The following is a 24,805-nucleotide window of genomic DNA, read 5'->3' on the forward strand; positions in this document are numbered from 1 at the left end:
GGCGCACTGAGGAACAGCCCCGCCTGGGCGGGGACGATATCCATTGTGGACACCAGCGCGACAAGGGCGTCCCTCGGTGCATCGAACGCACCGAATGACCCCCTCGGCACATCGGGAACCCACGAAAGGATGTTCGGTTCCCGTACATGTGTGCGACAGCCGTAGTCCACATCTGCTCGGGATCACTCGCTTACGTTCGCGAACGACGTTCAGACGTGAGGAGTTCGGAAGATGGATCGCAGAGCGTTCATGGCGGCCGCCGGTGCCGCCGCGGCGGGGACCGTGCTGGTTCCCGGTCAGGCGGAGGCGCAGCCGGGATGGGGACCGTCCGGACCGGTCGTGCGGTTCAACATCCTCAGCGACATCCAGGGCGACCTCGCCGACTTCGGCCGCGCGCTCGACGATCTGGACGCGATCAACCCGGGCAGTGCGGGCCTCGGCATCGCGGGGGACATCACCCCGCGCGGCTACGACTTCGAGTACGCCCAGGTCCGCGAGACGCTCGACAAGCACCGGCACCCGCGCGAGGTCGCTTGGGCGATCGGCAACCACGAGTTCTACGTGCCGAAGTGGCGGGACCCGGACACGCTCGCCCAGGAGACCTGGCCCAACGGCACGACCGAGGATTCGCTGTTCCGCAGTTTCTTCCGTTTCGCCGGGCGCAACACGATCTACAGCGAGTCGTCGTTCGGCGGCATCCCGGTGCTGTGCCTCGGCACCGAGCGCTACGCGAAGTACCACGACCCGAAGCTCTGGGACGAGGTCTGGATCAGCGACCAGCAGTTCACCTGGCTGGAACAGCGCCTGCGCTACTGGTCGAACCGGCGCAAACCGGTGATGGTGCTGACCCACCACCCGCTGCCGAACACGGTTTCCGGTACCCACAACAAGCTCTACCTGTCGGACTACCTGCAGCCCGACCGCCTGCTCTCGATCCTCGGCCGCTACCCGGACGTCTTCCTGTTCTCCGGGCACACGCACTGGGATCTCAACCTGTCCGACTGGGTGGTACGCCGGGTGGTCCCCGGTACCGGCAACCTCGAAGGCTTCACCGTGGTCAACACCGCCGCCGTGCAGGTCGGCTGGATGGACGACGGCAAGGGCGGCGAGGTGTCGCTCGGCGGCGCGTTCAACCAGGGGCTCCAGATCGAGGTCTCGCTTCGCTCGGTCGTCATCAAGGCGCGCGACTTCACCACCCGCACCTGGCTCAAGCAGCTCACCGTCCCGCTGCACAACTCCATCGGCGGCCCATGGTGACCCTCAGACCGTCCTTTATGGATTGACGGTCCGTGAAGGCCTCATTCGCAGCGCTCAACGCTGTGAAGGAGGCCTTCACGGCATCGAGTGTCCCCTTTACCGCGCCGCGCACGATGATCATTTCGGAAAAGTCGTGCCGGTGAAAGGCGGCCGGAGCGTTGGAGTAACGTGTCCGACCTCACGGAGGGGGAGAGGTGCGGGGGGACGGGAGTGCCGGCGGTCCGGTTTTCGGTGCGCCGTGGGGAAAATCGGCAGGTCGGAGCGCATGTCATCCGCTGATCTGCCATCTGCTCGACACCGCCGCGGTGGCGGGAATACTGGCTCCCGTCCTGCTGGCGGGCAGGCGCTGGCGCGTGCTGCGGGAATCGTGTGCGGTACTGCGAGATCCGCGGTCATGGGTGGCATTACTGTGCGGTATTCACGACATAGGAAAGTATTCGCCGACTTTTCAGTCGCTCAATTTCCCGCTCGCCGTCACCCGGCTGGGGCCGTGGGCGCTCGGCGATCTCACCCTGATGCGCAGGCCCGGCGGCCTGTCCGGCCGGGTCGACACCCCGCACGGGTTGCTGACCGCCCAGCAGGTGAAGGACCTGCTGCTCTCGTGGGGCACGACGCGGGAGACGGCGATCGCCCTCGCGGTGGCGCTGGGTGGGCACCATGGGCATTTCCCGGCGAGCAGCGGCGTCGCGCAGGCGCGCAGCGAGCGCAACGCCCACGGTGGGGCGGCGTGGGCGGAGCGGCGCACGGACATGGTCCTCGAACTGGCCCGGTTGCTCGGCTTGCCCGATCCGCGATCGCTGCACTGGCACGAGGTCCGGCTGTCGCTGGACGCGCTGACCGGGCTGGCCGCGCTCGCGACGGTGAGCGACTGGATCGCCTCCGACGCGGCCGGCTTCCCGTCTCCTGAAGGGGACTTCGACCTGGCCGCCTATGCCAAGGGCGCCCAGGTACGGGCCGAGGCCGCGGTGGCGAGGCTCGGGATGACGCCCTGGCAGCCACCCGCGCGGACGACGTTCGCGACGCTGTTCCCCGGCTCGCCGTTCCCGGTGCAAACCGTGGTCGAGCGGGTGACCGAGGGGATTTCCGGCCCGGTCATGCTGCTTGCGGAGGCACCGACCGGCGAGGGCAAGTCGAAAGCGGCTCTGCAGGCGGCCGCGACGATGGTGCGCCGGCTGGGCATGGCGGGCGTCTACGTCGCGATGCCGACCCAGGCGACCAGCGACCAGATGCACGCGGTCATCGAGGGCATGCTGGCGGGGCTCGGCGACGAGACGCCGGTGCACCTTGCCCATTCCGGTGCCCGCGACCACCTGGTCGCCCGGCCCGGCGACGCGGGGCGCGACGACCCGCGGGACGTCATGGCACAGACGTGGTTCACCCGGCAGAGGAACCTGCTCGCCATGCTCGGCACCGGGACCGTCGACCAGGCGCTCAAGGGTGCGATCCGGTCGGGCCATGTGTTCGTCCGCCTCGCCGCGCTGGCGAACAAGGTCGTCGTGTTCGACGAGGTGCACGCCTACGACGTCTACATGTCGACACTGCTGGAGCGCTTGCTGATGTGGCTCGGCGCCCTGGGAGCACCGGTGGTCCTGCTGTCGGCGACCCTGCCCGCGAAGCGACGCCACGACCTGCTCGCCGCGTGGCAGGCGGGATTCCGTGGCTGCCATCCCCGGGAGATCGCGGACACGCCGAGCACGTCTTACCCGGGTGTGCTCGTCGCCGACGGCCAGGAGATTGTCGTGCATGCCGCCGACGTGTCCCCGGTGAACGAGGACCGGGTGATCCGCCTCGAACACGTCGCCGACGAGGATGTCGTGGAGTGGCTGCTCGGGCACGCGATGCGCGACCGTTGTGTCGCGGTGATCCACAACCTCGTCCGGCGGGCCGTCGCGACGTACGACGCACTGGGGCAGCGCATCGCCTTGATGCCCGAAGACGAACGTCCGATGCTGGTCGCCATCAACGGCACACTGCCCGCCGGGCAACGGCAGCCGGTCGAAGAAGAGCTGCGTCGTAGTTTCGGGCAGGGTGGTGAGCGGCCACGCCGGGCGATCGTCGTCGGTACGCAGGTCCTCGAACAAAGCCTCGACCTCGATTTCGACGGTATGGTCAGCGATCTGGCCCCGATCGACGCGATGATCCAGCGTGCGGGCCGGGTCCACCGGCACACGCGGGACGTCGCGCGCGGTCCGCAGGTGCTGGTCGTCACGGGCGTCGCCGATACTCCCAGTGGTCCGGAATTTCCGCCCTACCTGAGAACGGTCTACGCGCCGATCGTGCTCATGCGCACCTGGGCACTGCTGAAGAACCGGCAGCGTATCGAGTCCCCTGTGGACATTCCCGGTATCGTCGACCTTGTCTACGGCGCACGCGTCGAGTGCCCTTCGGGCTGGGAAACGATGTGGCACAAAGAAAGCGAGTACCTCGACGATGTCATCGCGAAAGACAGAAAGGCCGCGCGGACAAGGTATCTCCCGTTGCCCTACGCGGTCGAAGATCTCTCCGAGCTGACGGAGCGTCCGAAGCAGACTCAGACGAGGAAGAACCGGGGGAACCGCCGATGACCGACGAGCTGTCCGGCGTTCTGCGGCTACGCGAGCGAGGAGGAGTCATGATCCCCTCCTTCGACGTCGGCGCCGAACCGTGGCTCCCGGTGGTCGGTTTCGACCACGCGCTGGAACAGGTGAGCCTGCGCGAAGTGCTGTCGCGTGCCCACCTGATCCGCCGGATCGCCGGAGATACCCCGCCGATGACAGCGGCCTTGTACCGGCTCGTCCTGGCCCTGTTCCACCGGGTTTACGGGCCGGAGCGGCGGCAGGACTGGGGTACATTGTGGACAGAAGACGCCTTCGACGTCACTCCGCTGACGGCGTACTTCGACGCGAACGCGAAACAGTTCGACCTCTTCGACTCCGAGCGGCCGTTCCTGCAATGTCCGGAGCTGCCTGCGGAGCGGAAGGCCAGCGTCGCGAAACTGATCCCGCACCGGTCCGTCGGGAACAACGTGACGCTGTTCGATCACACCACCGCCGAGGACCGCGTCGAGCTGACTCCGGCCGAGGCCGCGCGATGGCTCGTCACCGCGCAGGCCTTCGACCCGGGCGGGATGAAAACGCCGTACCTGAAGGAAAAGAACTCGGTGCGTGCGCCATGTTCGGGGCTCGGTGTCGTGCTCGTCGAGGGAGCCACGCTGAAGGAGACCTTGCTGCTCAACGCGGTGCGGTACGCCCCGAGCGCCGAGAAACCGCTGTTGACGACGTCCGAGGACGCGCCCGCGTGGGAACAGGAGCCGCCCTCACCGCATCCCGGTTCCCGGAACGCGTTGGGCTGGACGGATTTGCTGACCTGGCCCGCCCGCCGCATCCGGCTGCTGCCGGAGATCGTCGACGGCGTCCCCGTCGTCGCCGAAGCCGTGCTGACGCCCGGCGAACGCCTTCTCGACGAGTTGCCGGACGTCGAACTCATGGCGGCCTACCGGACGCCGGTGGGAGCCGACGGAAAACCGAAACCCGGCGCGCCGATGCTGCCGCTGCGGCTGCATCCGGTGCGCGGGATCTGGCGGCACAGCGTCGAGTTGCTGCTCGAAGACAGCTGGGCAGAGGAACGGACCCGGCAACGTCCGAGGGCGCTCAAACAGATCGCCGAACTCGTGGAGTACGAGCACATCCCGCCGGACACGCTGTACACGCTGCGGGTGTTCGGTCAGCAGCTGGACGCGAAATCTTCGGTCGTCGAGGGTTATCTCGAAGAAGAGGTCCTCGCGCCGGTGGCACTGGTGCGGGCGACCGATGACGCGCTGGCCGGGTTGATCGGCAGCGCGATCCAGCTCGCCGACGAGGCGGGCGCGGCGCTGCGTTCCCTGCAGGGCGAGTACCACAAGTCGTTGCGTGCCAGGCCCGACGTGACCCTCGACCTCGCCTACTGGCCTGCCTTGCCGCAGCCGTTCGCCGTTTTCCTGCGCGCGGTCAACGACGCTCGGCTCGAGGGACGGCCGGAGGCACGGGCCGCCGCGACGTGGAAACGCGCGGTCACGCTCATCGCCGAGCGTGCCGCCGAGGACTGGGCCGCCGGGGTCGCGGCGGGAGACCGCAGCCTCAGCATGCTCGGGAAGGAGCACGCCGCTTTCCGGCTGCGGCTGGCCAGGATCGCCATGGCCTTCGACGCCCACGCCGCCAAATACCTCACGAAGGGGCCGAACCGGTGAGCACCTCGGTCGCGCAACGACGCGACACGTTCGTCAAAGCGTTGTACGCCTTGCACAACGGCGCCGGCTCGGGCATTCCCCGGCACCAGTCGGACTGCCGCCGGACACTCGCGCGCCTGCGGCGGAGCCTCGCGGGACCACGGCAGCAGAGCGAGGCGTACGAACTCGTCTTCCGCCACGATCCGCCGGAGTCCGAACAGGACACTTGGCTGCTGGTGGCCGGTTTGTTCGCCGCACATCCCCAGCCGCATCGCCGGGGCGACCGGTCGCTGGGGACCTCGATGCGGGCATTGCGCGAGAAACGCGGCGAGTCCGTGACCCGCCGGTTCGAACAGCTGCTGGGCCGCGAACGCGAGGCCCTGCCGCATCACCTGCGGCAGCTCGTCCGGCTGCTGGCCTCCGACGACGTCCCGGTCAACTACGGCGCACTTCTGGACGATCTCGTGATCCTGCTCGGCGACGACTACCGCGAACCCGCCGCGCACCGCGTCCGGCTGCGGTGGGCCCGGGACTTCCACAGCCCCGCACCGGCCGCCACCCTCTGAGAACCATCCGGAGAACCAGTGATCATCGAACTGCACCTGCTCCAGTCCTTTCCGGTCAGCAACCTCAACCGGGACGACGTCGGCCAGCCCAAGACCGCCACGTTCGGCGGCAGCACCCGCGGCCGGATCTCCAGCCAGTGCCTCAAACGGTCCGCCCGGCTCCTGTTCACCGAACACGGCCTCGGCGAGCAGGAGACCGGTGTGCGCACGAAGCGGTTGCGCGACCGCGCCGTGCGGCTGCTCGCCGAACGGGGCCGCGACGAGCAGGCCGCGCCCGCCGTGGTCACCGCGGGCCTCGAACACCTCGGCTTCGGTGTCGACCAGGCCAAGGGGCTCACCGAATACCTGTTGTTCGTGGGCAGGGAAGCGGTCCAGCACCTGGCCGATTACTGCGACGGGCACTGGGACGAGCTGGCGGCCGCGGCGGCGGCCAAGGACGGCAAGAAGAAACCGGCGAAGGTCAAACCGGACAAGAACGCGCTCGCCGAAGCCCGGCGGATGCTCGACGCGACGCGGGTCGCCGACGTGGCGTTGTTCGGCCGGATGATCGCGGACAACAAGGATTTCAGCGTCGACGCCGCCTCCCAGGTCGCGCACGCCCTGTCGACTCACGCCGTGGCAACCGAATTCGACTTCTACACCGCCGTCGACGACCTGAAACCGGACGCGGAGGCCGGTGCGGACATGATCGGCACCATCGACTTCACTTCCGCCTGTTACTACCGCTACGCCAATCTCGACCTCGGCCGGTTGCGCGAGAACCTCGGCGGGGACGAGGAACTCACGGCACGCTCGGCGAAGGCGTGGCTCGGCGCGTTCATCCACGCCGTGCCCAGCGGGAAACAGAATTCGATGGCCGCCCGCACGATGCCCGACACGCTGCTCGGTGTCGTGCGTGACGCGGGTGCCTGGAACCTCGCCAACGCGTTCCTCGCACCCGTGACCGCCGGCGACCTCATGGCCGAGTCCACCGCCCGGCTCATCCGGCATTTCCGGCAGCTGCGCGGGTTCTACGGTGACAGCGGCATCCGCGCCGCCGTCGCCGCGTCGGTGACCGGCACGATTCCGGACACCGGGGAAACCGAACTCGCGGTCTCCGCGGGCGAATTCACCTCCCGCGTGCTGAGCGCCGCGGGATGACGGCCACGCTGGCCCTGTGTTTCGACGCGCCCATGCAGTCGTGGGGGCTGCGCTCCTGCGGCGTGCTGCGGGACACCGCGCTGGAGCCGACGAAGTCCGGTGTGGTCGGCCTGCTCGCGGCCGCCATGGGCGTCGAACGCGACGACGAGGCCGGGATCGCGGAGCTGGCCGCGCTGCGGCTGGGCATCCGCGTGGATCGCGAAGGACTCCTCGAACGCGACTACCAGACAGCGCAGAACGTCCCCACCACGCTCGGCACCGGACATCGCACGGTGGTGAGCGAGCGGTACTACCTCGCGGACGCGTTGTTCCTCGTCGCCCTCGAAGGCCCCGGCACCCTGCTCGGGCAGCTGGCCGACGCCGTCCGCGCGCCACGATGGCCGCTGTGTTTCGGGCGCCGCGCCTTCGTGCCCGCCCGTCCCGTACTGAGCGGGATCCACGACGGCACCCTCGAACGGACACTGCGGGAGCATCCCTGGCTCGAACATCCCGGACGGGCCGCGGTCGGGAACCACCAGGAGCGGCCGGGCCTGCGGACGGTGGTCGACTGCGGGGTGCGCGAGGCCGGGGCCCAGCCGCGGCACGACGTCCCGCTGTCGTTCGCCCGGACCGCCCGCCGCTTCGCCACCCGCGCGGTCCGGATCGGCGAGGTACCCCTGACCGACGACCTGATCACCACGGGAGAGCCGCCGTGTTCCTGAGCAAACTGAACGTCGACGTCCGCGCGCGTACGTTCCGCCGGGACTACGCCAATGTCCACGACATGCACCGCACGCTGATGTCGGTCTACCCCGATCCGCCCGCGACGGTCGAGAAGCGGCAGGCCCACGGCGTCCTGTGGCGGCTGGACGGCAGTCGCGGCGGGTTCGTGCAGTACGTCCAGAGCCACACCGAACCCGACTGGGCCAAGCTGCCGGCCGGGCATCTCACGGCACCGGCCGAGGTGCGGTCGCTGCGTCCCGTGCTCGACGCCGTCACGGCCGGGCGCAGGTTCGCCTTCCGGATGGTCGCCAATCCCACGAAATGCGGCCACGAGACCCGCAAACGCATCCCGCTCCGGCTGCCTGCCGAGCAGCTCGCCTGGCTGATCCGGCAGGGGGAACGCCACGGGTTCGTCATTCCCGCGGCCGGGGATGGCGGGCCCGACGTCGCCGCGACGCCGCTGGCGACGATCAGCGGGCACAAGAAGGAGACGAAGAAGATCACCGTCGAACCGGTCCGCTTCGACGGCCATCTCGTCGTCACCGACACCTGCGCGTTCACCCGTGCGCTGGCCGACGGCGTCGGCCGGGCCAAGGCGTACGGCTGCGGCCTGCTCAGCCTCGCACCGCCGCGTACCCGCTGACATCGTCCATTGTGGTCTCCTGGACGCGCGTGCGGCGGATGCGGCACGATCATCGCGGGCAGCGGGCACGAGGAGGCGCGGTAATGAACTCACCACAATGGACTGGCGGGCCGCTGCCGCCCTATGGTCAGCCGCCCTACGGCTACCCGCCGCGGCCGGGGTACCCGCCACCGAAGAAACGGCGCCTCGGGCTGCTGATCACCGCGATCGCCCTCCCGGTGATCCTGCTGCTCGGCGGTGGGATCACGGTGTTCGTCATCTACCAGAACGTGCACGCCGACGGCGGCGAGCCACCATCGAACGCCCAGCTCGGCAAGGCCTGCGCGGCAGTGAGCCCGCAGACGCTGGCCGCGCTGCGCACCACCAATCCCTATCCGCCCCTGAGTTCGCAACAGACGGGGTACACCTCGTGCGTCTGGGTGCAGACGAAGGGCCAGGACGGTCCCGGCCACCGTCAGCTGACGTTCCAGGTCAGCGACAGCACCAACTACGACTCCCAGTGCGACGGCACGCCGGCCCAGCCGCCGCCGATCGGCGACATGACCTGTCTCGGCCTGAAAGGCTCCGGCAGCAGCAACATCCGCCAGAGCCAGCTGCAGTTCACCAAGAACGGCAAGCACGTGCTCGTCCAGTTCGAGGGCTGGGACGTCGGTTTCCTGGGCAACACCCCGTTCTCGGACGACGTCCTCGTCAAGGCGGTCACCGACGTCGGCACCGAAGTGGTGAACCGCCTCTGAAAGACGCCGCGCTCGGAGGTGGGCGTGGTCCGTGAAGGCCTCCTTCACAGCGCTCAACGCTGCGAAGGAGGCCTTCACGGCCTTGAAGTCCACAAAGGACAGAGGTGTCTCAGCTCTCCCCGAGCGTACGGCCGAGAAGGGCGAGCAAGCGTTCCCAGTGACGCCGCAACGCGGCGGGATCGAACGCAGCCGTGTCGGACATCGTGAAGCCGTGGATCGTGCCGGGGTAGATCTCGCAGCTGTGGCCGACCCCCGCGTCATCCAGCGCCTGTTCGAGTTCGCCGAGGGCCTCCGAGGACATGTCGCCTTCGGCGAGACCGATGTGGACCTCCGCGGCGAGCCCGGAGACCAGCCGATGCGGGCTGTCGGGCGCGTCGGTGACCAACGGGCTGGGGTGGAACCCGGCAACGGCGGCCACCTGATCGGGATGGGCCGTCGCGGTGCGCATCGCCAAGCCCGCTCCCATGCAGTAGCCGGTCACGGCGACCGGACCGGCGCCGACCTCCGGCTGCGCGGTGAGGAACCCGAGGTAGGCGTCGGCGTCGCGCAGGGCGCGTTCGGTGGTGTGTGCCTCGATGAAGGGCATCAGCCGCTCGAAGACCGCGGGCCGGACCTCTTCGCCGATGTGCTCGGGAAGGTCGATCACCGGCGCCGGGCTGTGCCGGTAGTAGAGGTTGGGGAGGAGCACGTAGTACCCGTGCCCGGCCAGTTCGCGGGCCATCTCGCGCAGCACGGGCCGCACGCCGAAGGCGTCCGCGTACATCAGCACCCCGGGGTGCCGGTCGCCGTCGTCGGGGAAGGCGGCGAAGGCGTCGGCTTCGCCGTCCGCGGTGGAAATCCGCAGTGTCTTGGTGGGCATGAACTCTCCTGTCGTGGTTGATGTGTGGAGCTCGTGATCAACACGACAGGGGTGGAGCCCGCGCGGCGCTCAGAAGAGCACCGGGTCACCAATCCGTGTGTGGCGCGTGGCCGTCCCGGTAGTCATCGCCGCACAGCATAGCGAGGGTGTCGAAACGGCGCCTTCCTTTTCGTCGGTGGGGCATGAACACGGAAAAGATCGTCGAAACCGGCGGCGTCGAACTCGCCGTCGAGACCTTCGGTACCCGGGACGACCCCGCGGTGCTGCTGATCGGCGGCGGCTCGATGCTGTCGTGGGACGCCGGGCTGTGCGCGCGGCTGGCCGCCGGGGGCCGGTTCGTGCTGCGGTACGACCTGCGCGACCACGGCAGGTCGGTGACGTACCCGCCCGGCGCGCCCGAGTACGACCTGCGTGCTCTCAGCGCCGACGCCGTCGGCCTGCTCGACGCGTACGGACTGCCGAAGGCACACATCGTGGGCAGGACCGTCGGCGGGTGGATCGCGCAGCTCACCGCGCTGGACCACCCGGAGCGCGTCGCCACGCTCGCCCTGGTGTCGACCAGGCCGACCGCGCACGGCCCGAGCGACCCCGACCTGCCCGAGCACGCTCCCGAGGTGATGGCATACGTGACGGGCACGCCACAGCCGGACTGGTCGGATCGGACGGCGGTGGTGGAGTACCAGGCCGGGTTCGCGAGGGCCGCGTCCTCCGGGGCTCCGCACTTCGACGAGGCGTCGGTGCGCTCGGTCCTCGAACGGACGTATGACCGGGCCACCGACATGGCGTCGTCGTTCAACATCGCGGCCACCGATCCCGGTGCGCGGTGGCGCGAGCGGCTGGGCGAACTCGCGGTGCCGACCCTCGTCCTGCACGGCACCGCCGACCGGTTCTTCCCGTACGGCAACGCGGTGGCGCTCGCCGCCGAGATCCCCGGCGCGCTGCTGCTCCCACTCGAAGGCGTCGGGCAGGAGCTGCCGAGCGTCGTCTGGGACACCGTCGCGTCCGCACTCCTGGGGCACACGGCGGGCCGAACTGAGTAGTTCCGCGGATGCGGCGAGGGCGGGCGGATCGGCAGGCTCGCGGACATGCGAACCGACGTTTCCCTCGCGCCCGCCCTCGGCTCCGGCGAATCGAGCCTGCGTCGCAAAGCGGTCACCGGCGCGCTCCACGGCTTGCTCGCCGGACCGGCACTGGGCGTGCTCCTCGTCCTGATCGCGGTGGCCGGGCTGTGGGGCCGCACCGGGCTGGACGGCCCCGGCGTGTTCTTCCTGATGCTGCTGGTCGGCGTGACGCAGTACGGCCTCTACGCCTGGCTCGTCGTCACCGGCGCGGCCGCGCTGGCCGCGGCCTTCGGTCCCGCGCACCGGGCTCGTCGTCGTGCGTGGCTCACCGCCGTGCTCGCTTTCGCGGTCTACGTCCTGGCGCTGGCCGGAGTCCTGATCTTCTGGCCGTGAGGGCCGTACTCCTCGCGGTCACCCGAGCATGCGCAGGATCTCGCCGATGATCAGCTCCGGTTCGGTGAACATCACGAGGTGGCCGGACTTCGACGCCTCGACCAGCCGTCCGTTCGGCAGCGCGTAGGCGGTGCGCCGGTGGGCCGCGGTGATCGCCTTGCGGGTGCTCGCGGTCAACCGCGTCGACCGCATGCCGGTGATGACGCTGACGTCGAAGCCGCCGAGTACCGGCGGCCGGTCCCGCAGCCCGCGCAGTTCGCCGGGGAACGGCGCCATTTCGGCGAGCATCGCGCCGACGGCCCGCATGGTGAAGTCCTCGGCCCGGTGATCGGTGACGACGTCGGCGGGCTGGACGCGGCCCGGTTTGCTGCCCAGCAGCCGGTAGAGTCCGAGCCTGGCCACCGGCGGCAACGCGAACTGCATCATCCGATGCCGTTTTTCCGTCGCGGGGTCGAAGAACAGGTCGCAGTTCTCGTCGCTCTGGTCCACCAGGACGAGACCGCGGACGCGGCCCGGATCGGCCGCCGCGGCCACGCGCACGATCGGCCCGCCCCAGCTGTGCCCGACCAGGATGAACGGGCCCGGCCCGAGCGCGGTCAGCAGCGCGCCGAGATCGCCGGCGATCCGCTCGAGCGTGCGTGGCCGCGGATCGGGGTCGCTGCGGCCCGTGCCCGCCCGGTCGTAGACCACCGCGCGGACGTGCCCGGCGACGGCCGGTTGCACGAGTCCCCAGGTGGACCGTGAGAAGCCCATGCCGGATTCGAACACCACGACCGGCCCGCCGGTGCCGCGTTCCATGTAGTGCAGCCTGCGGCCGTCGTCCAGCGGCACGAATCCGCTCGTGCCGAACGTGTGGGTGCTCGCCGTCATCCCGCCTCCCGCCATCAAGTAAGGCTTACCTTAGTCCAGAGGGGAACGGATTCGGCGGCCGGTGCTGTCGATCGCGGGCGGTGTCGTTCGCCGTAGGTGAGGAAGGCATCGGTACGAGCGAAGGAACGACATGCGCGAACTGAAGGCGATCACGTTCGTGACCCTGGACGGGGTCATGCAGGCGCCCGGCGGCCCCGACGAGGACCGCGACGACGGTTTCGAGCACGGTGGCTGGGCGGTACCGCACATCGACGAGGGGATCCTCCGGCTGATGACGGGGCTGACCGCCGAAGCCGGCGCGTTGCTGGTGGGCCGCCGGACCTACGACGTCTTCGCCGCCACCTGGCCGCTGGCCGAACCGGGCGATCCGATCGGCGACCGGATGAACGGCCTGCCCAAGTACGTCGCGTCGCGGGCACTGGGCACCGTGTCGTGGCGGAACTCGACGCTGCTCACCGGCGACGTCGCCGAAGCGGTTCGCGAACTCAAACGCGGCGAGGGCGCCGAGATCCAGGTCCACGGCAGCGGCGACCTGCTCCAGACGCTCCTGGCGCACGACCTCGTCGACGAGCTTCAGCTGCTGGTGTTCCCGGTGCTCGTCGGCTCGGGCAAGCGGCTCTTCGGGACCGGGACCGTCCCCGGCCGGCTCCGGCACGAGTGCACCACGGTCTCCGGCAGCGGCGTCGTGATCAGCCACTACGTCCGGGACGGCGTGGTCGAGTACGGTGCGATGGGGCCGGAAACCGGGAACTGGTGACGGGACGGACGATGCCGCAGTACGCGATTCTGATCTACGAAAAGGAAACGCCGGGCGGCGTGGCCGACATCCCGCCCGAGGTGATGGAAGCGAACCTGGCCGCCGGGCCGAAGATCGCGGAGATGGGCGTGAAGGTCGTCCACGAGCAGGCACTGCAGCCCAGCGCGGCGGCCCGCACCATCCACCGCGACGGCCTGGTCACCGACGGTCCCTTCCTGGAGACCAAGGAGGTCATCGCCGGGTTCTTCGTCGTGGAGGCCGCCGATCTCGACCAGGCGATCGCCGTCGGGAAGCTGCTGCCGATCATGGACGGCGCGGTCGAGGTGCGGCCGCTGCTCGAGATGTGACCCCGGCCGAACGGGCCGTCGCGGACGCGCACCGTCGCGAGTGGGCCACCGTGCTCGCCGCGACGGTGCGCGTCACCCGCGACCTCGACCTGGCCGAGGAATGCGTCCAGGACGCCTATGCCGACGCGCTGGCGGCCTGGGCACGCGGTGGCGTCCCGGCCCGGCCGGGAGCCTGGCTGACCACCGCCGCCCGGCACAACGCGCTGGACGCGGTGCGCCGGGCCAAGACCCTGCGTGCGAAACTGCCGCTGCTCGTCGAGCCCGCGGCGGCCGAAACGGTGCTCCCCGAGGATCCGGTGGTGCGTGACGACCGGCTGCGGCTGGTGTTCCTGTGCTGCCATCCGGCGTTGTCCGCCGAGGCGCAGGTCGCGCTCACCCTGCGGCTGGTCTGCGGTGTGTCCACTCCGGACATCGCGAAGGCGTTCCTGGTCGCGGAAACGACCATGGCCGCCCGGCTCACCCGCGCGAAGAAGAAGATCGCGGGAGCGCGGATCCCCTTCCGGCTCCCCGCGCCTGCCGAGCTGCCGCGCCGGCTGGACGCGGTCCTCACCACGATCCACCTGCTCTTCACCACCGGGCACACCGCGCCGACCGGGCCCGCGCTGGCCGACGAGGACCTCGCCGAACGCGCGCTCGCGCTGGCACGCGTGCTCCGGGACCTGCTGCCCGGTGCACGCGAGGTCTCCGGGCTGCTCGCGTTGTTGCTGGCCAACCATGCCCGCCGGGCCACTCGGTCCACTGAGGACGGACAACTCGTGCGGCTGGCCGACCAGGACCGCGCGGCCTGGGACCGGCAGGCCATCGCCGAGGCGGACACACTGGTCGTCGAGGCGCTCCGTGGTGGTGATCCCGGCCGGTTCGCCCTCCAGGCCGCCATCGCGACGCTGCACGCGGACGCGCCTGCCTACGAGGACACCGACTGGGCACAGATCCTTGTGCTCTACGACGCGCTGCGGAAGGTATGGCCTTCGCCCGTGGTCGCGCTCAATCGCGCCGTAGCGGTCTCGATGGTCGACGGCCCGGCAGTCGCGTTGGCCGAGATCGAAAACCTGGAAGGGGATCCCCGGCTTTCCGGCTATCGTTACCTGCCCGCGGTCAAGGCGGACCTGCTGCGCCGCCTCGGTCGGGACGCCGACGCCGCGGTGGCGTACGAACAGGCTCTCGCTTTGGCGGGCAACGACGTCGAACGCGCGTTCCTCGCCGGGCGGCTCGCCGAGCTGCGCTGAGTGTCCACAGAAGACTGTCGGGAAAGGACAGTGCATGGCCGGGGTGTTTCCGCCGATCGAACCGTACGACCACGGACTGCTCGACGTCGGCGACGGTAACCACGTCTACTGGGAGACCTGCGGGAAGCCGGCCGGGAAGCCCTTGGTGATGCTGCACGGCGGCCCCGGCCAGGGCTGTTCACCGCAGATGCGGCGGATGTTCGATCCCGAACGCTATCGGGCCGTGCTGTTCGACCAGCGGGGCTGCGGACGCAGCGTGCCGCACGCGAGCGACCCCGCCACCGATCTGCGGCACAACACCACCGAGCATCTCGTCGCCGATCTGGAACGGCTTCGCGCGCACCTCGGCATCGACCGCTGGCTGGTGACAGGTGGCTCGTGGGGGAGCACACTGGCCCTCGTCTACGCGCAGCGGTACCCGCATCGGGTCTCGGAGATCGTGGTCAGCGCCATCTCGACGGCGCGACGTTCCGAGATCGACTGGCTCTACCGCGGCGCCGCGCGCTTCTTTCCCGAGGCATGGCAACGGTTTTCGAGCCTGGCCCCGAACGGCGACGACCTTCTCGCCGCCTACGCGCGGCAGCTGGAGGATCCCGACCCCCGGGTGCGTGACCGTGCCGTGAACGCCTGGTGCACCTGGGAGGACACCGTCCTCTCCCTGGAACCGAACGCGCCCCTGACCGTCCACAATGGTCATCCGGACCCTGGCAGCGTGGCGTTCGCCCGGCTCACCGCGCACTACTACTCCCACGCCGCCTGGCTCGAGGAGAACGCCGTGATCCGCGACGCCGGACGCCTCGCGGACATCCCCGGCGTCCTGATCCACGGCCGCCTCGACCTGAGCTGCCCGGTGACGACCGCCTGGGAACTCGCCCGCGCATGGCCCGGCGCCGAACTCCTCGTCGACGACCAGTCCGGCCACCACGGCAGCGTCACCAAACTCGCCTGGACCTTGGCCGCACTGGCCAGCTTCGCCACCCGCTGACACGGATCCCCCGCGCCGGTCCGTCCTCCAGTTTCCGGGATGTGTTTCGCGAGGGTCAATGAGCCGTTCGAGTAGCGCCTTCAGCGGTTGCCTCTCATCTGTCCTATGTGGAGAGACAGCGGTTTCGGGGCCACAGGCAGTGATCATGCATTACACGTCTGGACCCTTGTCCCACCGGTTCACCGTTGCTTAACCTGGGAAGACGCGGCACGTTCACGCCGCGGCTGGGGTTCGGCCAACTGGGGTTGGTTCCTCGTGACGGTGGCGAGCGCCACCGATGATTCCCGCTGCCGGAAAGGAATTCCGATGTCTGTCGCGCCGGATCGGTCGGTTTGCACGCGCTGCGGGATGCCGCTGGCCTACGACAGATTCATCGCGGGCCTCGACGGCAGGGAGGTCCCGGCCGCGACGGATCTGTGCACGCATTGCGTGAATCCGCCGGATCCCGCGGACCTGCGAGAACCGGAGGACCGGGGCGCGCTGCTCGACCTGGTCTTCCGGATCAGCCGTGGCGAGGAGGTCGGCGAACTGCCTGCCGAACTCGGCGAACTGGTCGCCAGCGTGCCTGCCCGGCGGGCCGGGGCGAAGGCCGACGCGGTGGTGCTTTACAGCGGGGGCAAGGACTCCAGCTGGATGTTGCACGACCTGGCCGCCCGGGACGTCCGGGTGGTGGCCTGGATGCTCGACCAGGGATACCAGTCGCCGCTCGCCATCCGCAACGCGCGATCGTTGTGTGACAAGCTCGGCGTGGAACTGGTCATCGCCCGGCCGGAACGCGATCCGATGAACACGTTGTTCCGGCTCGGTTTCGCGATGAACGAGGAGGACGACCCCGCGCTGCTGCGCGCCGCGATGTCGTGGGGCTCGGCCTGCTGGCCGTGCTTCTCCACCATTCTCGCGCAGGCTTCGGTGTTCTGCCTGGACAACGCGATCCCGCTGTGTTTCGTCGGCACGCACAAAGGGCAGAACCGGACCACCGCCGGGGACAGCCCGATCGTCAAGGTCGACGGCCTGACGCCGTTGGACGGAGTGGTCGAGGATCAGGTTTCGCTGCTGCGCAAACACGCCGAACGAAAAGCGCCCGAGGCCGCCGAACTGCTGCGCACGGGCTACAGCGGGACAGCGCTCGTCCCGTTCTACGAATTCGTGCCGAAACCGCCGACCGAGCGGATCATCGCGGATCTCGAGGCGATCGGCTGGGAAGTCCCCCGCAACACGGGAAGCTGCAGCACGAACTGCATGATCAACGAGCTGGGCTACCGGATCATGCGCAACCAGTACGGATTCGACATCTACCAGATCGCGGAAGCACACGAGCGACGGCTGTCACCGGATCCGGCACCGGCGAATATCGCGGTACTGGACGAGGAAGCGATCCGGCGGGGCGCCAAACTCATCGAGCTGACCCCGGTCGAATCGCGTCGCTGGGGCGTCGAGAAGTGACCGAGGAGACCGACTGGGCCCGGGTACGGGCCGAGTTCGATCTCGATCCCGCGTACGTGCATCTGAGCCTTTCGGTGATCGCGCCGCATCCGCGCCCCGTCCGGGCGGCCATCGAACGGCACCGTGCGGGTCTCGATCGCAATCCGGCTCTGTATTTCCACCGGCGGGACGACCTGCACCGGCGGGTGCTGGAGAAGGCCGGGCACTACCTCGCGGCCGATCCCGACTCGATCGCGCTGACCGAGAGCACCACGATGGGCCTGGCGGTGGTCTTCACCGGCATGGTGCTGCGCCAAGGGCAGGAGATCCTCAGCACCGGCCACGAGCACTACGCGGCCAAGGAACTGTTGCGGTTCAAGGCGGAATCGAGCGGAGCGGCACATCGGACGATCGATCTCTACGAGGATCCGCGCACGGCGACCGCGGACGAGATCGTGTCCGCCGTCGCGCGCGGCCTCGGCGAGCGGACCCGGCTGCTGGCGCTCACCTGGGTGCACTCCGGGACCGGGGTCAAACTGCCACTGGCCAGGATCGGCGCGGTGGTGGCGGAGGCCAACCGCGGGCGGGCCCCCGGCACCGAAATCCTCGTCTGCGTCGACGGCGTGCACGGGATGGGCGTGGAGGACTTCGAGGTCGGCGACCTCGGCTGCGACTTCTTCGTCGCGGGCTGCCACAAATGGCTGTTCGGTCCACGGGGCACCGGCCTGGTGTGGGGGAGCGAGCGCGGCTGGGCGGCGGTGCGGCCGATCGTCACCTCGTTCGACGTCGAGGTGTTCTGGCCGTGGTACCAAGGGTTTTCCCCCGACGAGAAGGCACCCAAGGCGCGGCTGTGCACGCCGGGCGGTTTCCCGGCGTACGAACACCGCTGGGCGCTGGCGGAGACCTTCGACTTCCACCAGGCGCTGGGCAAACCGCGAGTGGCCGAACGGATCCACACCCTCAACGAGCACTGCCGCGCGGCGGTGGCCGGCATCCGGGGTGTGCGGGTGCGCACCCCGGACAATGCGGAACTGACCTCGGGCATGGTGTGTTTCGACGTGCCCGGTCTCGACCCCGCCAAGGTGGTCGAACTCCTCGAAGCCGACGGCGTGATCGCCGGGCAGACCCCGTACCGCAGCAGCGCGGTCCGCTTCGCGCCCGGTGTGCTCAACACCTTCGGCGACATCGATCGCGGGGCGGAAGCGCTGGCGCGACTTGTCAAGGCGCACACCTGACTTCGTCCATTGTGTACCGAAAGCGAGAAGACGCTTGGCGGACAAAGATATCGCGGACACCGGCACTGCGGACGACGAGGCGGTGGCGAAGGTGGCACGCGCCGCCACCCTGTTCACGCCATGGGCTCTGCGGGCCGCGGTCACCTTGCGGCTCCCCGATCTCATCGCCGAGGGCGTCACCGACGTCGGCGAACTCGCGCTCCGGGCGGGCGCCGAGCCATCGGCGTTGCGCAGGCTGGTCCGGTATCTGGTGCTGCTGGAGGTGCTGCGGGCACCGTCGGCGGACCGGGTCGAACTCGGCGAACTCGGGGCGGTGCTGTGCCAAGGACATCGGGCGGGGCTCGCGAGGGCGCTCGACCAGGCAGAGCCGTTCGCCCGCCGCGGAGACGAGGCGATTTCCGGGCTGGTGGCGGCGATACGCACCGGCAAGAGCGTCTGGGCGTCGTTTTCCGGCCGCCCGTTCTGGGACGATCTGGCCGCCGACCCCGAACTCGGCCGCTCCTTCGACGGCGCGATGGCGGGACACGCCGCCGCGGTCGGGCCCGCCATCGCCGCGGGGTACGACTGGTCCGGCGTCCGGCACGTGGCCGATGTCGGCGGCGGGACCGGGCTGGCACTGGCCGCCGTCCTCGCGGCACACCGCCACCTCACCGGGACGCTGGTGGACCGGCCGGACACGGTGGCGCGGGCCGATGCGGTGCTGCGCTCCGCCGGGGTGGCCGATCGGGCCACGGTGTTCGGCGGCAGCTTCTTCGACCCGCTCCCCGCCGGGGCGGACGTCTGCCTGCTGGCCAACATCCTGCACGACTGGCCGGACGACGAGGCGACGGCCATCCTGCGCCGGTGCGCGGCCGCCCTCACCGGCGGCGGCCGGGTCGCGGTCATCGAGCGGACGCTGGACGAGGTGCCCGCGGCACCGGCCGACCCGGGCCAGTTCGTTGCGAGCCAACGGGATCTGGCCATGTTGCTGCTGCTCGACGCCGGCGAGCGGACGACGGCCCAGTTCCGCGCCCTCGGCGCCGCCGCGGGGTTGCGGCTGGCGGGGATCACCCCGCTGATCCCCGGGCAGGGCCTGTCCGTGCTGGCCTTCGAGGTGCGGTGAGCGGACGGTCAGCCCGCCCAGCTCACCGCGAGCGGCAACGCGCGATAGCCGATCGCCTTGCGCGCGTCCTCGGCGATCGCCCCGTCCGCGACGGCGAAATCCGGCCACCGCCGCAGCACCGCACGCAGCGCGAGGTCCTGTTCCAGCCGGGCGAGCGCGGCGCCGACGCAGAAGTGGATCCCCCTGCCGAATCCCAGATGCCGGTTGGCGGCGCGCCGGATGTCGAACCGGTCCGCGTCCGGGAACTGCCGTTCGTCCCGGTTGGCCGAGGCGATCCAGACGAGCACCACCTCGCCCGCCGGGATCCGGGTGCCGCCGATGGTGACCTCGCGGGTGGTCCGGCGCGGTGTCGCGGGAAGCTGGCCGCGGAACCGCAGGACTTCCTCGACCGCATCGGGAATGAGCGCCGGGTCCGCGCGCAGCTGTGCCGCGGCCCCGGGGTGGGTGGCCAGCAGCTGCACCGCGTTGCCCAGCACCAGCGTCGTGGTGATGTGCCCGGCCACCAGCAGGAACCCGCAGACGCCCAGTACTTCCTCGTCGGTGAGCCGGAATCCGTCGACCTCGATCGAGGCCAGCTTGCTGATCAGGTCACCGGCCGGATGCTTCCGCCGGTACCGGATGTGGTCGAGGAAGTACGCGTTCATCTCGCCGATGAGCGGTTCGATGGACAGCAGCATCTCCTCGGTCGCCACGACCACCGGCTCGTCGCCGCGGCCCTGGAAGAACAACGCGTCGGCCCAGGCACGGAACCGGTGCCGGTCGGCCAGCGGAATGTCGAGCAGTTCGGCGATCACGATCAGCGGCAGCGGATAGGCGAGGTCGGCGACCAGCTCGACCTGGTCCTTCCCGGCGAGCGCGTCGAGCAGCTCCTCGGCGATCGCGGTGATCCTCGGGCCGAGCCCGGCGATCATCCTCGGCGTGAGCGCGCCCCGGACCAGGCTTCGCAGTTTCGTGTGCTCGGGCGGGTCGAAACCGTTGAACGCGCCCTTGGCCACGATCGCGAACTGCTCGGGCTGACGGACGGCCGAACGCAGGTCCGAGGAGAACGTCTCGTGGTCACCGACGATCCGGACGGCGTCGGCGTAGCGGAACACGTGCCAGTTGCCCAGCTCCGGATCGTGGGAAACCGGTTTCTCCTCGCGCATCCTGGCCCACCAGCTCACCAGCGACGCGTACTCGCCGCCTTGCGCGGCAAGGGCTTCGGCGGTGGTCATCCCGCCACCACCCCGGTTGTCTCGGTGTTCTCGGCCCGGCCGGGGTCGGCGTCCATGATCCGGAAGATCTCGTCGTGAAGGCCGCGCAGGATGGCCGGGTCGCCGGGATCACGCCGGTCGATCAGGCCCAGCTCGGTGGTCCTGGTGACGAGATCCGCCACCGTGTTCAGCCGGTAGTGCCCGAGAAACGCGCGTACGGCAGGGGAATAGCGCTCCTGGCGCAGTTCCGCCGTGCCGGGCGCGGGCGTGATCCGCCGGGGATGTTCGGTGAGTTCGCCGACGACGTCACGCAGGACACGCATCGTCTCGTCGTAGGTCGCCCACGCCGGGACGCGGTAGTCGCGCAACGGTCCGTGTTCCAGCACCCGATGGCACTGGTCGGCGAGGTCGCCTGCCCGGACCCTGGCGAAGTCGAAGGGGCTGCTCTGCGGTTCTTCGCAGTAGTCGACGTCGGCGAGCGCGCCGTTGTGTTCGCCGACGAAGTAGGGAAAGCCGTCCCACCGGGGCACCACCGCCGGAATGCCGCAGGCCATCGCCTCCAGCGGGGCCTTGCCGTAGGTTTCGAAGATGCTCGTGGCGCCGGACACGTAGAGATCGGCGGCGTTGTAGAGGTTCACCGTGTCCCGCCGTTCGAGGCGCTGGAACTGCACGACGTGTTCGAGCCGGGCGGCGAGCTGGTTGTACAGCACGGTGTCCACATGGGTCATCGACATGACCAGCAGCGCCTCGGGGATCCGGCGGCGCAGTCCGTGGTAGGCCTCCAGCAGCGGGCCGATGCCCTTGTCGGCCATGAACCTGCCGGTGTAGGCCAGGATCGGCCTGCCGGCGGGGAGGCCGAGCCGTGCGCGGGCGGCGGCCTTGTCCCCCGGCCGGTAGATGTTCTTGATGCCGAACGTGCAGATGTTGCGTGCCGGGATCCCGGCGACCCGCTCGTAGGCGGCCGCCGCGTTGGTCGAGCCGCAGATGACCAGGTCGCCGGGATGCGCGGTTTCGGCCACCAGTAACAGCTGGGAGAGGATGTTGAGCGGATACGGGTTGGTGTGCGGGATGATCAGCGCCGGACAGGAGTACCCGTCACGCCGCATCAGGTACAGCAGCGGCAACGCTTCGGTGTACTCGGCGATCACGAGGTCCACAGAGGACAGGTCGCACGCTTCCCGCAGTCTCTGGTACACCTGCTCGAAGAATGCGAAGCTGTGCCGGCTCGCCGGCATCTGCTCGATCCGGAACAGCAGCAGTTCGCTGTCCTGGCAGAAGATCCTGACGTCGTCGGGCGCGTCGGTCAGCGCCAGTACGCGTTTCATCCCTTGTCGTTCCCGTCCGTCGGAGCACCCGGTGCTGGTTCAGTGGCGGGGCAGGGTCTCGAAGTACATCTGCTGCTTCCCCAGCTCGGGCCAGCGGTCTTGAGCCGCCTTCGCCGACTCGATCACCCGCCGGACACCTTCTTCCACGGTGACCGAAGGATGGAAGCCGAGGATGTTCTCCGCCGCGCGCGTATCCGCCCAGAGCCGTTCCGCGTAGATGGCGATCGGGGTGGGTACGTACTGCGGAGTGAATTCGATGCCGAGTTCGGCGCCGACGAGATGCAGGACACGGTTGAACGTCGTCTCCAGACCGGTGCCGACGTTGAACTCCTGGGTCTTGAGATCCTGTTCCAGCGCGAGCTGGAAGGCGCGTCCCGCGTCGGTGACGTAGATGAAGTCACGGGTCTGCTGGCCGTTTCCCCACACGACCGGCGTTTTCCCGCTCAGAGCCGCCCAGACGAACAGCGAGATGACGTTCGCGTAGCCACCCTTGCTGAACTCGTCGTGCCCGTAGACGCTGAACGGCCGGAGCCCGATCGCGGTGATCCCGTACCGGTCCGAGTACTGCCTCGCGGCCTCCTCGTTCCACTTCTTCGACAGCGCCTTGAGATCCGGCGGGGCCAGTGTCATGTCCTCGGTGTAGGGAACCGGATTGCCCTCGTACACCGCGCTCGTGCTGGCGTAGACCAGCTTGCCGACGTCGTTGCGGCGCACGGCTTCCAGGATGTTGAGGAAGCCCTGGGTGGTGACCGAGGCCCCGTCGGTCGGATCCTCCTCGTACATCAGGAAGGACGAGGGCGCGGCCAGGTGGATCACCCCGTCCTTGCCCTTGGTGAGCTCGGCGATGAGCCCGTAGTCGCGGGAGTCGCCCTCGACCCAGTTGACCTGGTCACGGATCTCGTCGGCGAGGAACTCCTTCCCGCCGATCTTGTAGTTGTCCAGTGCCGTGATCGTGTAGCCGTCCAGAACCATCTGGGCAATCATGTTGCGGCCGATGAAACCCGCGCCGCCGGTGACGAGCACATTCGTGCAGGAAGGCATAGCGCTCCTCATGAAGTCATTTACTGGAGCCGGTGCCGAGTCCGCCCAGTGACACCGGTGAGAGTTAATCCTCTTCATTGGACCAAAGGTTTACGGAAGGTGAAATCCGCCGATCGGGTGGAAGATCAATTTAGCTGAACGCGCTTACCGATCAAGGTGTTCCTGTCTCTCGACAGGATTTGAAACCGTTGCTGTGAAAGGGAAAACGAGATCTCGTACGCGTGTACGAGAAGGTGATCACGGTGTCGTGGAACGAGGTCCGTTCGGGTGCCGTGCGGTCCCGATAGGAACAGAGCGCGACAGAACCGGGCACCGATGGACCATTGAAGAACGCTTGACCGTGATGCTACAAAAGGTTTGGCGCGATCTACCGGCGACTGGGGCGATCGAGGGTAAACCGTCGGAGTCAGGTCGGATATCCGTTCGTCCATTGTGGAGTCACAGGTGTTCGTGCCCGCCGGGTGGCACGTGTCGCAGGGCACGCCTCCCGGATGTCCTGTCACGGGCGGCCGCGCCGTCCGGGCATTTCTCTTCGAGCCAGGAAAGGAGGGAACATGGAGATGAACTGGGTAGCGGACCGGGCCAACTGGGTCTCGGACCGCGCGAACTGGGTTTCCGACCGCGCGAACTGGGTGTCGGACCGGAGCACGTGGTTCTCCGACCGGGCCAACTGGGTCTCGGACCGGGCGAACTGGGTGTCGGACCGCAGTGAATGGGTCTCGGACCGGGCGCTGAGCCCGTCCGCCGGTGTTTACGACCTGATCGCGGTGTAGTCACAGCGCGGCCGGCGCGGTTCATCGTCCGCGGTGATCGGCCGCGCCGGCCGCGCCTGCTGGGGGCGCAGGACGCTTGGATGCCCGATTCCGTCGAGAGTCATGGGAAAGGTGCCGCGTGATCGTCGTTGCCGTGCTGTTGGTGCTCGTCGCGGCGTTCGCGCACGCGGGGTGGAACGTCGTGGCCAAGCGGATGGGTGCGTCGGGGACGCTGTTCGTCTTCTCCTACATGGCGGTGGGCAGCGTGGTGGTGCTCCCGCTCGGACTCGGCACGCTCCTGCTGGGCGGGCCGGTGGACCTGGGCAGATGGGCGGTGTCGGCCGCGGTGGGCACCTGTCTCCAGCTGAGCTATTACCTGTTGCTGCAACGGGCTTATCGCACCGCCGAGCTTTCGGTGGTGTATCCGCTCTCCAGTGGTGCCGCACCCGTTTTCGCGATCACCGCCGCGGTGCTCGTGCTCGGCGAACGCCCGGGAGTACTCGCTCTGCTCGGCGCGGCGACGGTGATCGCCGGCGTGCTGGTCATCACCGTCGACCGGTCCCCGGCGCCGGTGAACAGGGCGGCTACCTTGGCAGCGCTGGGTTTCGGCCTGCTCATCGGCCTCGCCAACGCGGTGGCGACGTTGTGGGACAAGCACGTGGTGAGCGGCTTCGGGATCTCACCGCTGCTGGTGTTCTGGGGCGTCTCGGTCGGCGAGGTCCTGGTGCTCTCGCCGGTCGCGCTGAGCCGGATCCGGCGGCTCCGGGAACTGTGGGCAGGGCACTGGCGGAACATCCTGCTGGTCGGCGTCCTTGTCCCGGCCGCCTATGTGCTGGTCCTGTTCGCGATCCGGCTGGCGCCGGTCAGCGTCATCGCGCCGGTCAAGGAGCTCAGCATCGTCACCGCCGTGCTGGGCGGGTGGTACTTCCTCGGTGAGCAACAGCTGCACCGCAGAGTCGCGGGCTCGCTCGTCGTGATGGGCGGCGTGGCCATGCTGACTTTCGCCTGA

General features: G+C 69.2%; 24 protein-coding genes. 19 read left to right on the top strand and 5 right to left on the bottom strand.

From position 1 onward, the window contains the following. The first annotated feature begins 231 nt into the window (after positions 1-231). The 8 genes from ACFW0G_RS15450 to ACFW0G_RS15485 all read left to right on the top strand — a co-directional run bounded on the left by ACFW0G_RS15450 (position 232) and on the right by ACFW0G_RS15485 (position 9,228). Complete coding sequence (locus ACFW0G_RS15450) at positions 232-1,257, top strand: metallophosphoesterase family protein (RefSeq protein ID WP_378325862.1); 1,026 nt, start codon at positions 232-234, stop codon at positions 1,255-1,257. A 194-nt stretch (positions 1,258-1,451) separates the two neighbouring features. Further along, a complete protein-coding gene (gene cas3, locus ACFW0G_RS15455; RefSeq protein WP_378325863.1) occupies positions 1,452-3,821 on the top strand; it encodes a CRISPR-associated helicase Cas3' in 2,370 nt (789 codons plus the stop codon). Next, on the top strand, positions 3,818-5,461 hold the full coding sequence (casA, locus tag ACFW0G_RS15460) for a type I-E CRISPR-associated protein Cse1/CasA (RefSeq protein ID WP_378325864.1): 1,644 nt from the start codon (positions 3,818-3,820) through the stop codon (positions 5,459-5,461). Before cas3 ends, casA begins: the two co-directional genes overlap by 4 nt. Next, positions 5,458-6,006 carry a type I-E CRISPR-associated protein Cse2/CasB gene (casB, locus tag ACFW0G_RS15465; protein WP_378325865.1) on the top strand — a complete coding sequence of 183 codons (549 nt, stop codon included), beginning with the start codon at positions 5,458-5,460 and terminating at the stop codon, positions 6,004-6,006. Before casA ends, casB begins: the two co-directional genes overlap by 4 nt. Before the next feature lie 18 nt (positions 6,007-6,024). Further along, on the top strand, positions 6,025-7,146 hold the full coding sequence (gene cas7e, locus ACFW0G_RS15470; protein ID WP_378325866.1) for a type I-E CRISPR-associated protein Cas7/Cse4/CasC: 1,122 nt from the start codon (positions 6,025-6,027) through the stop codon (positions 7,144-7,146). Then, on the top strand, positions 7,143-7,847 hold the full coding sequence (gene cas5e / locus ACFW0G_RS15475; RefSeq protein ID WP_378325867.1) for a type I-E CRISPR-associated protein Cas5/CasD: 705 nt from the start codon (positions 7,143-7,145) through the stop codon (positions 7,845-7,847). The genes cas7e and cas5e overlap by 4 nt, the downstream gene beginning before the upstream one ends. Next, positions 7,838-8,491 (top strand): type I-E CRISPR-associated protein Cas6/Cse3/CasE, encoded by a 654-nt coding sequence (cas6e, locus tag ACFW0G_RS15480; RefSeq protein WP_378325868.1) that lies wholly within the window; start codon positions 7,838-7,840, stop codon positions 8,489-8,491. Before cas5e ends, cas6e begins: the two co-directional genes overlap by 10 nt. Before the next feature lie 83 nt (positions 8,492-8,574). Continuing rightward, positions 8,575-9,228, top strand: a complete 654-nt coding sequence (locus ACFW0G_RS15485) for a hypothetical protein (RefSeq protein ID WP_378325869.1) — start codon at positions 8,575-8,577, stop codon at positions 9,226-9,228. Positions 9,229-9,337: 109 nt separating this feature from the next. Here ACFW0G_RS15485 and ACFW0G_RS15490 read toward each other — a convergent pair whose 3' ends face one another. Next, entirely contained in the window at positions 9,338-10,087 is a 750-nt protein-coding gene (locus ACFW0G_RS15490; RefSeq protein ID WP_378325870.1) for a dienelactone hydrolase family protein, read from the bottom strand. 182 nt (positions 10,088-10,269) lie between these two features. On the opposite strand from ACFW0G_RS15490, the gene ACFW0G_RS15495 reads away from it, so the two are divergent. Continuing rightward, the gene (locus ACFW0G_RS15495) at positions 10,270-11,127 is read left to right on the top strand and encodes an alpha/beta fold hydrolase (protein WP_378325872.1); all 858 of its coding nucleotides are present in this window, start codon (positions 10,270-10,272) and stop codon (positions 11,125-11,127) included. 45 nt (positions 11,128-11,172) lie between these two features. Then, a complete protein-coding gene (locus tag ACFW0G_RS15500; RefSeq protein WP_378325873.1) occupies positions 11,173-11,541 on the top strand; it encodes a hypothetical protein in 369 nt (122 codons plus the stop codon). Between the two features lie 18 nt (positions 11,542-11,559). Here the strand turns inward: ACFW0G_RS15500 and ACFW0G_RS15505 are convergent, their stop codons facing one another. Next, the gene (locus tag ACFW0G_RS15505) at positions 11,560-12,411 is read right to left on the bottom strand and encodes an alpha/beta fold hydrolase (protein WP_378325874.1); all 852 of its coding nucleotides are present in this window, start codon (positions 12,409-12,411) and stop codon (positions 11,560-11,562) included. Between the two features lie 130 nt (positions 12,412-12,541). Between ACFW0G_RS15505 and ACFW0G_RS15510 the strand changes: the two genes are divergently transcribed. The 7 genes from ACFW0G_RS15510 (at position 12,542) to ACFW0G_RS15540 (ending at position 19,485) form a co-directional block, all read left to right on the top strand. After that, positions 12,542-13,168: a dihydrofolate reductase family protein gene (locus ACFW0G_RS15510; RefSeq protein WP_378325875.1), complete on the top strand. Its 627-nt coding sequence runs from the start codon at positions 12,542-12,544 to the stop codon at positions 13,166-13,168. Between the two features lie 11 nt (positions 13,169-13,179). Then, on the top strand, positions 13,180-13,515 hold the full coding sequence (locus ACFW0G_RS15515) for a YciI family protein (protein WP_378325876.1): 336 nt from the start codon (positions 13,180-13,182) through the stop codon (positions 13,513-13,515). Beyond that, entirely contained in the window at positions 13,512-14,741 is a 1,230-nt protein-coding gene (locus ACFW0G_RS15520) for an RNA polymerase sigma factor (protein WP_378325877.1), read from the top strand. Before ACFW0G_RS15515 ends, ACFW0G_RS15520 begins: the two co-directional genes overlap by 4 nt. A 34-nt stretch (positions 14,742-14,775) precedes the next feature. Further along, positions 14,776-15,726, top strand: coding sequence for a prolyl aminopeptidase (gene pip, locus ACFW0G_RS15525; protein ID WP_378325878.1), 951 nt, complete (start codon positions 14,776-14,778; stop codon positions 15,724-15,726). A 306-nt stretch (positions 15,727-16,032) separates the two neighbouring features. Next, positions 16,033-17,169 (top strand): hypothetical protein, encoded by a 1,137-nt coding sequence (locus tag ACFW0G_RS15530; RefSeq protein ID WP_378325879.1) that lies wholly within the window; start codon positions 16,033-16,035, stop codon positions 17,167-17,169. Beyond that, on the top strand, positions 17,166-18,383 hold the full coding sequence (locus ACFW0G_RS15535) for an aminotransferase class V-fold PLP-dependent enzyme (protein WP_378325880.1): 1,218 nt from the start codon (positions 17,166-17,168) through the stop codon (positions 18,381-18,383). The genes ACFW0G_RS15530 and ACFW0G_RS15535 overlap by 4 nt, the downstream gene beginning before the upstream one ends. A gap of 34 nt (positions 18,384-18,417) precedes the next feature. Further along, positions 18,418-19,485: a methyltransferase gene (locus ACFW0G_RS15540; protein ID WP_378325881.1), complete on the top strand. Its 1,068-nt coding sequence runs from the start codon at positions 18,418-18,420 to the stop codon at positions 19,483-19,485. A gap of 8 nt (positions 19,486-19,493) precedes the next feature. Here the strand turns inward: ACFW0G_RS15540 and ACFW0G_RS15545 are convergent, their stop codons facing one another. The 3 genes from ACFW0G_RS15545 to ACFW0G_RS15555 are packed head-to-tail and all read right to left on the bottom strand — an operon-like array spanning position 19,494 to position 23,044. Further along, positions 19,494-20,699, bottom strand: coding sequence for a cytochrome P450 (locus tag ACFW0G_RS15545; RefSeq protein ID WP_378325882.1), 1,206 nt, complete (start codon positions 20,697-20,699; stop codon positions 19,494-19,496). Further along, positions 20,696-22,003 (bottom strand): glycosyltransferase family 4 protein, encoded by a 1,308-nt coding sequence (locus tag ACFW0G_RS15550; RefSeq protein WP_378325883.1) that lies wholly within the window; start codon positions 22,001-22,003, stop codon positions 20,696-20,698. Before ACFW0G_RS15550 ends, ACFW0G_RS15545 begins: the two co-directional genes overlap by 4 nt. Before the next feature lie 39 nt (positions 22,004-22,042). Further along, complete coding sequence (locus tag ACFW0G_RS15555; protein ID WP_378325884.1) at positions 22,043-23,044, bottom strand: NAD-dependent epimerase/dehydratase family protein; 1,002 nt, start codon at positions 23,042-23,044, stop codon at positions 22,043-22,045. A gap of 554 nt (positions 23,045-23,598) precedes the next feature. Between ACFW0G_RS15555 and ACFW0G_RS15560 the strand changes: the two genes are divergently transcribed. Beyond that, positions 23,599-23,817 carry a hypothetical protein gene (locus ACFW0G_RS15560; RefSeq protein WP_378325885.1) on the top strand — a complete coding sequence of 73 codons (219 nt, stop codon included), beginning with the start codon at positions 23,599-23,601 and terminating at the stop codon, positions 23,815-23,817. Between the two features lie 118 nt (positions 23,818-23,935). Further along, positions 23,936-24,805 carry an EamA family transporter gene (locus tag ACFW0G_RS15565; RefSeq protein WP_378325886.1) on the top strand — a complete coding sequence of 290 codons (870 nt, stop codon included), beginning with the start codon at positions 23,936-23,938 and terminating at the stop codon, positions 24,803-24,805.

It is taken from the genome of Amycolatopsis sp. NPDC058986 (assembly GCF_042741125.1).
Taxonomy (GTDB): Bacteria; Actinomycetota; Actinomycetes; order Mycobacteriales; family Pseudonocardiaceae; genus Amycolatopsis.

What these genes read in the sequence shown, in the direction of transcription:
- ACFW0G_RS15450 (WP_378325862.1), top strand. Translation starts at nt 232, where the DNA reads ATGGATCGCAGAGCGTTCATGGCGGCCGCCGGTGCCGCCGCGGCGGGG.
- casA (WP_378325864.1), top strand. Translation starts at nt 3,818, where the DNA reads ATGACCGACGAGCTGTCCGGCGTTCTGCGGCTACGCGAGCGAGGAGGA.
- cas5e (WP_378325867.1), top strand. Translation starts at nt 7,143, where the DNA reads ATGACGGCCACGCTGGCCCTGTGTTTCGACGCGCCCATGCAGTCGTGG.
- ACFW0G_RS15485 (WP_378325869.1), top strand. Translation starts at nt 8,575, where the DNA reads ATGAACTCACCACAATGGACTGGCGGGCCGCTGCCGCCCTATGGTCAG.
- ACFW0G_RS15490 (WP_378325870.1), bottom strand. Translation starts at nt 10,087, where the DNA reads ATGCCCACCAAGACACTGCGGATTTCCACCGCGGACGGCGAAGCCGAC.
- ACFW0G_RS15495 (WP_378325872.1), top strand. Translation starts at nt 10,270, where the DNA reads ATGAACACGGAAAAGATCGTCGAAACCGGCGGCGTCGAACTCGCCGTC.
- ACFW0G_RS15500 (WP_378325873.1), top strand. Translation starts at nt 11,173, where the DNA reads ATGCGAACCGACGTTTCCCTCGCGCCCGCCCTCGGCTCCGGCGAATCG.
- ACFW0G_RS15505 (WP_378325874.1), bottom strand. Translation starts at nt 12,411, where the DNA reads ATGACGGCGAGCACCCACACGTTCGGCACGAGCGGATTCGTGCCGCTG.
- ACFW0G_RS15510 (WP_378325875.1), top strand. Translation starts at nt 12,542, where the DNA reads ATGCGCGAACTGAAGGCGATCACGTTCGTGACCCTGGACGGGGTCATG.
- ACFW0G_RS15515 (WP_378325876.1), top strand. Translation starts at nt 13,180, where the DNA reads ATGCCGCAGTACGCGATTCTGATCTACGAAAAGGAAACGCCGGGCGGC.
- pip (WP_378325878.1), top strand. Translation starts at nt 14,776, where the DNA reads ATGGCCGGGGTGTTTCCGCCGATCGAACCGTACGACCACGGACTGCTC.
- ACFW0G_RS15530 (WP_378325879.1), top strand. Translation starts at nt 16,033, where the DNA reads ATGTCTGTCGCGCCGGATCGGTCGGTTTGCACGCGCTGCGGGATGCCG.
- ACFW0G_RS15545 (WP_378325882.1), bottom strand. Translation starts at nt 20,699, where the DNA reads ATGACCACCGCCGAAGCCCTTGCCGCGCAAGGCGGCGAGTACGCGTCG.
- ACFW0G_RS15550 (WP_378325883.1), bottom strand. Translation starts at nt 22,003, where the DNA reads ATGAAACGCGTACTGGCGCTGACCGACGCGCCCGACGACGTCAGGATC.
- ACFW0G_RS15555 (WP_378325884.1), bottom strand. Translation starts at nt 23,044, where the DNA reads ATGCCTTCCTGCACGAATGTGCTCGTCACCGGCGGCGCGGGTTTCATC.
- ACFW0G_RS15560 (WP_378325885.1), top strand. Translation starts at nt 23,599, where the DNA reads ATGGAGATGAACTGGGTAGCGGACCGGGCCAACTGGGTCTCGGACCGC.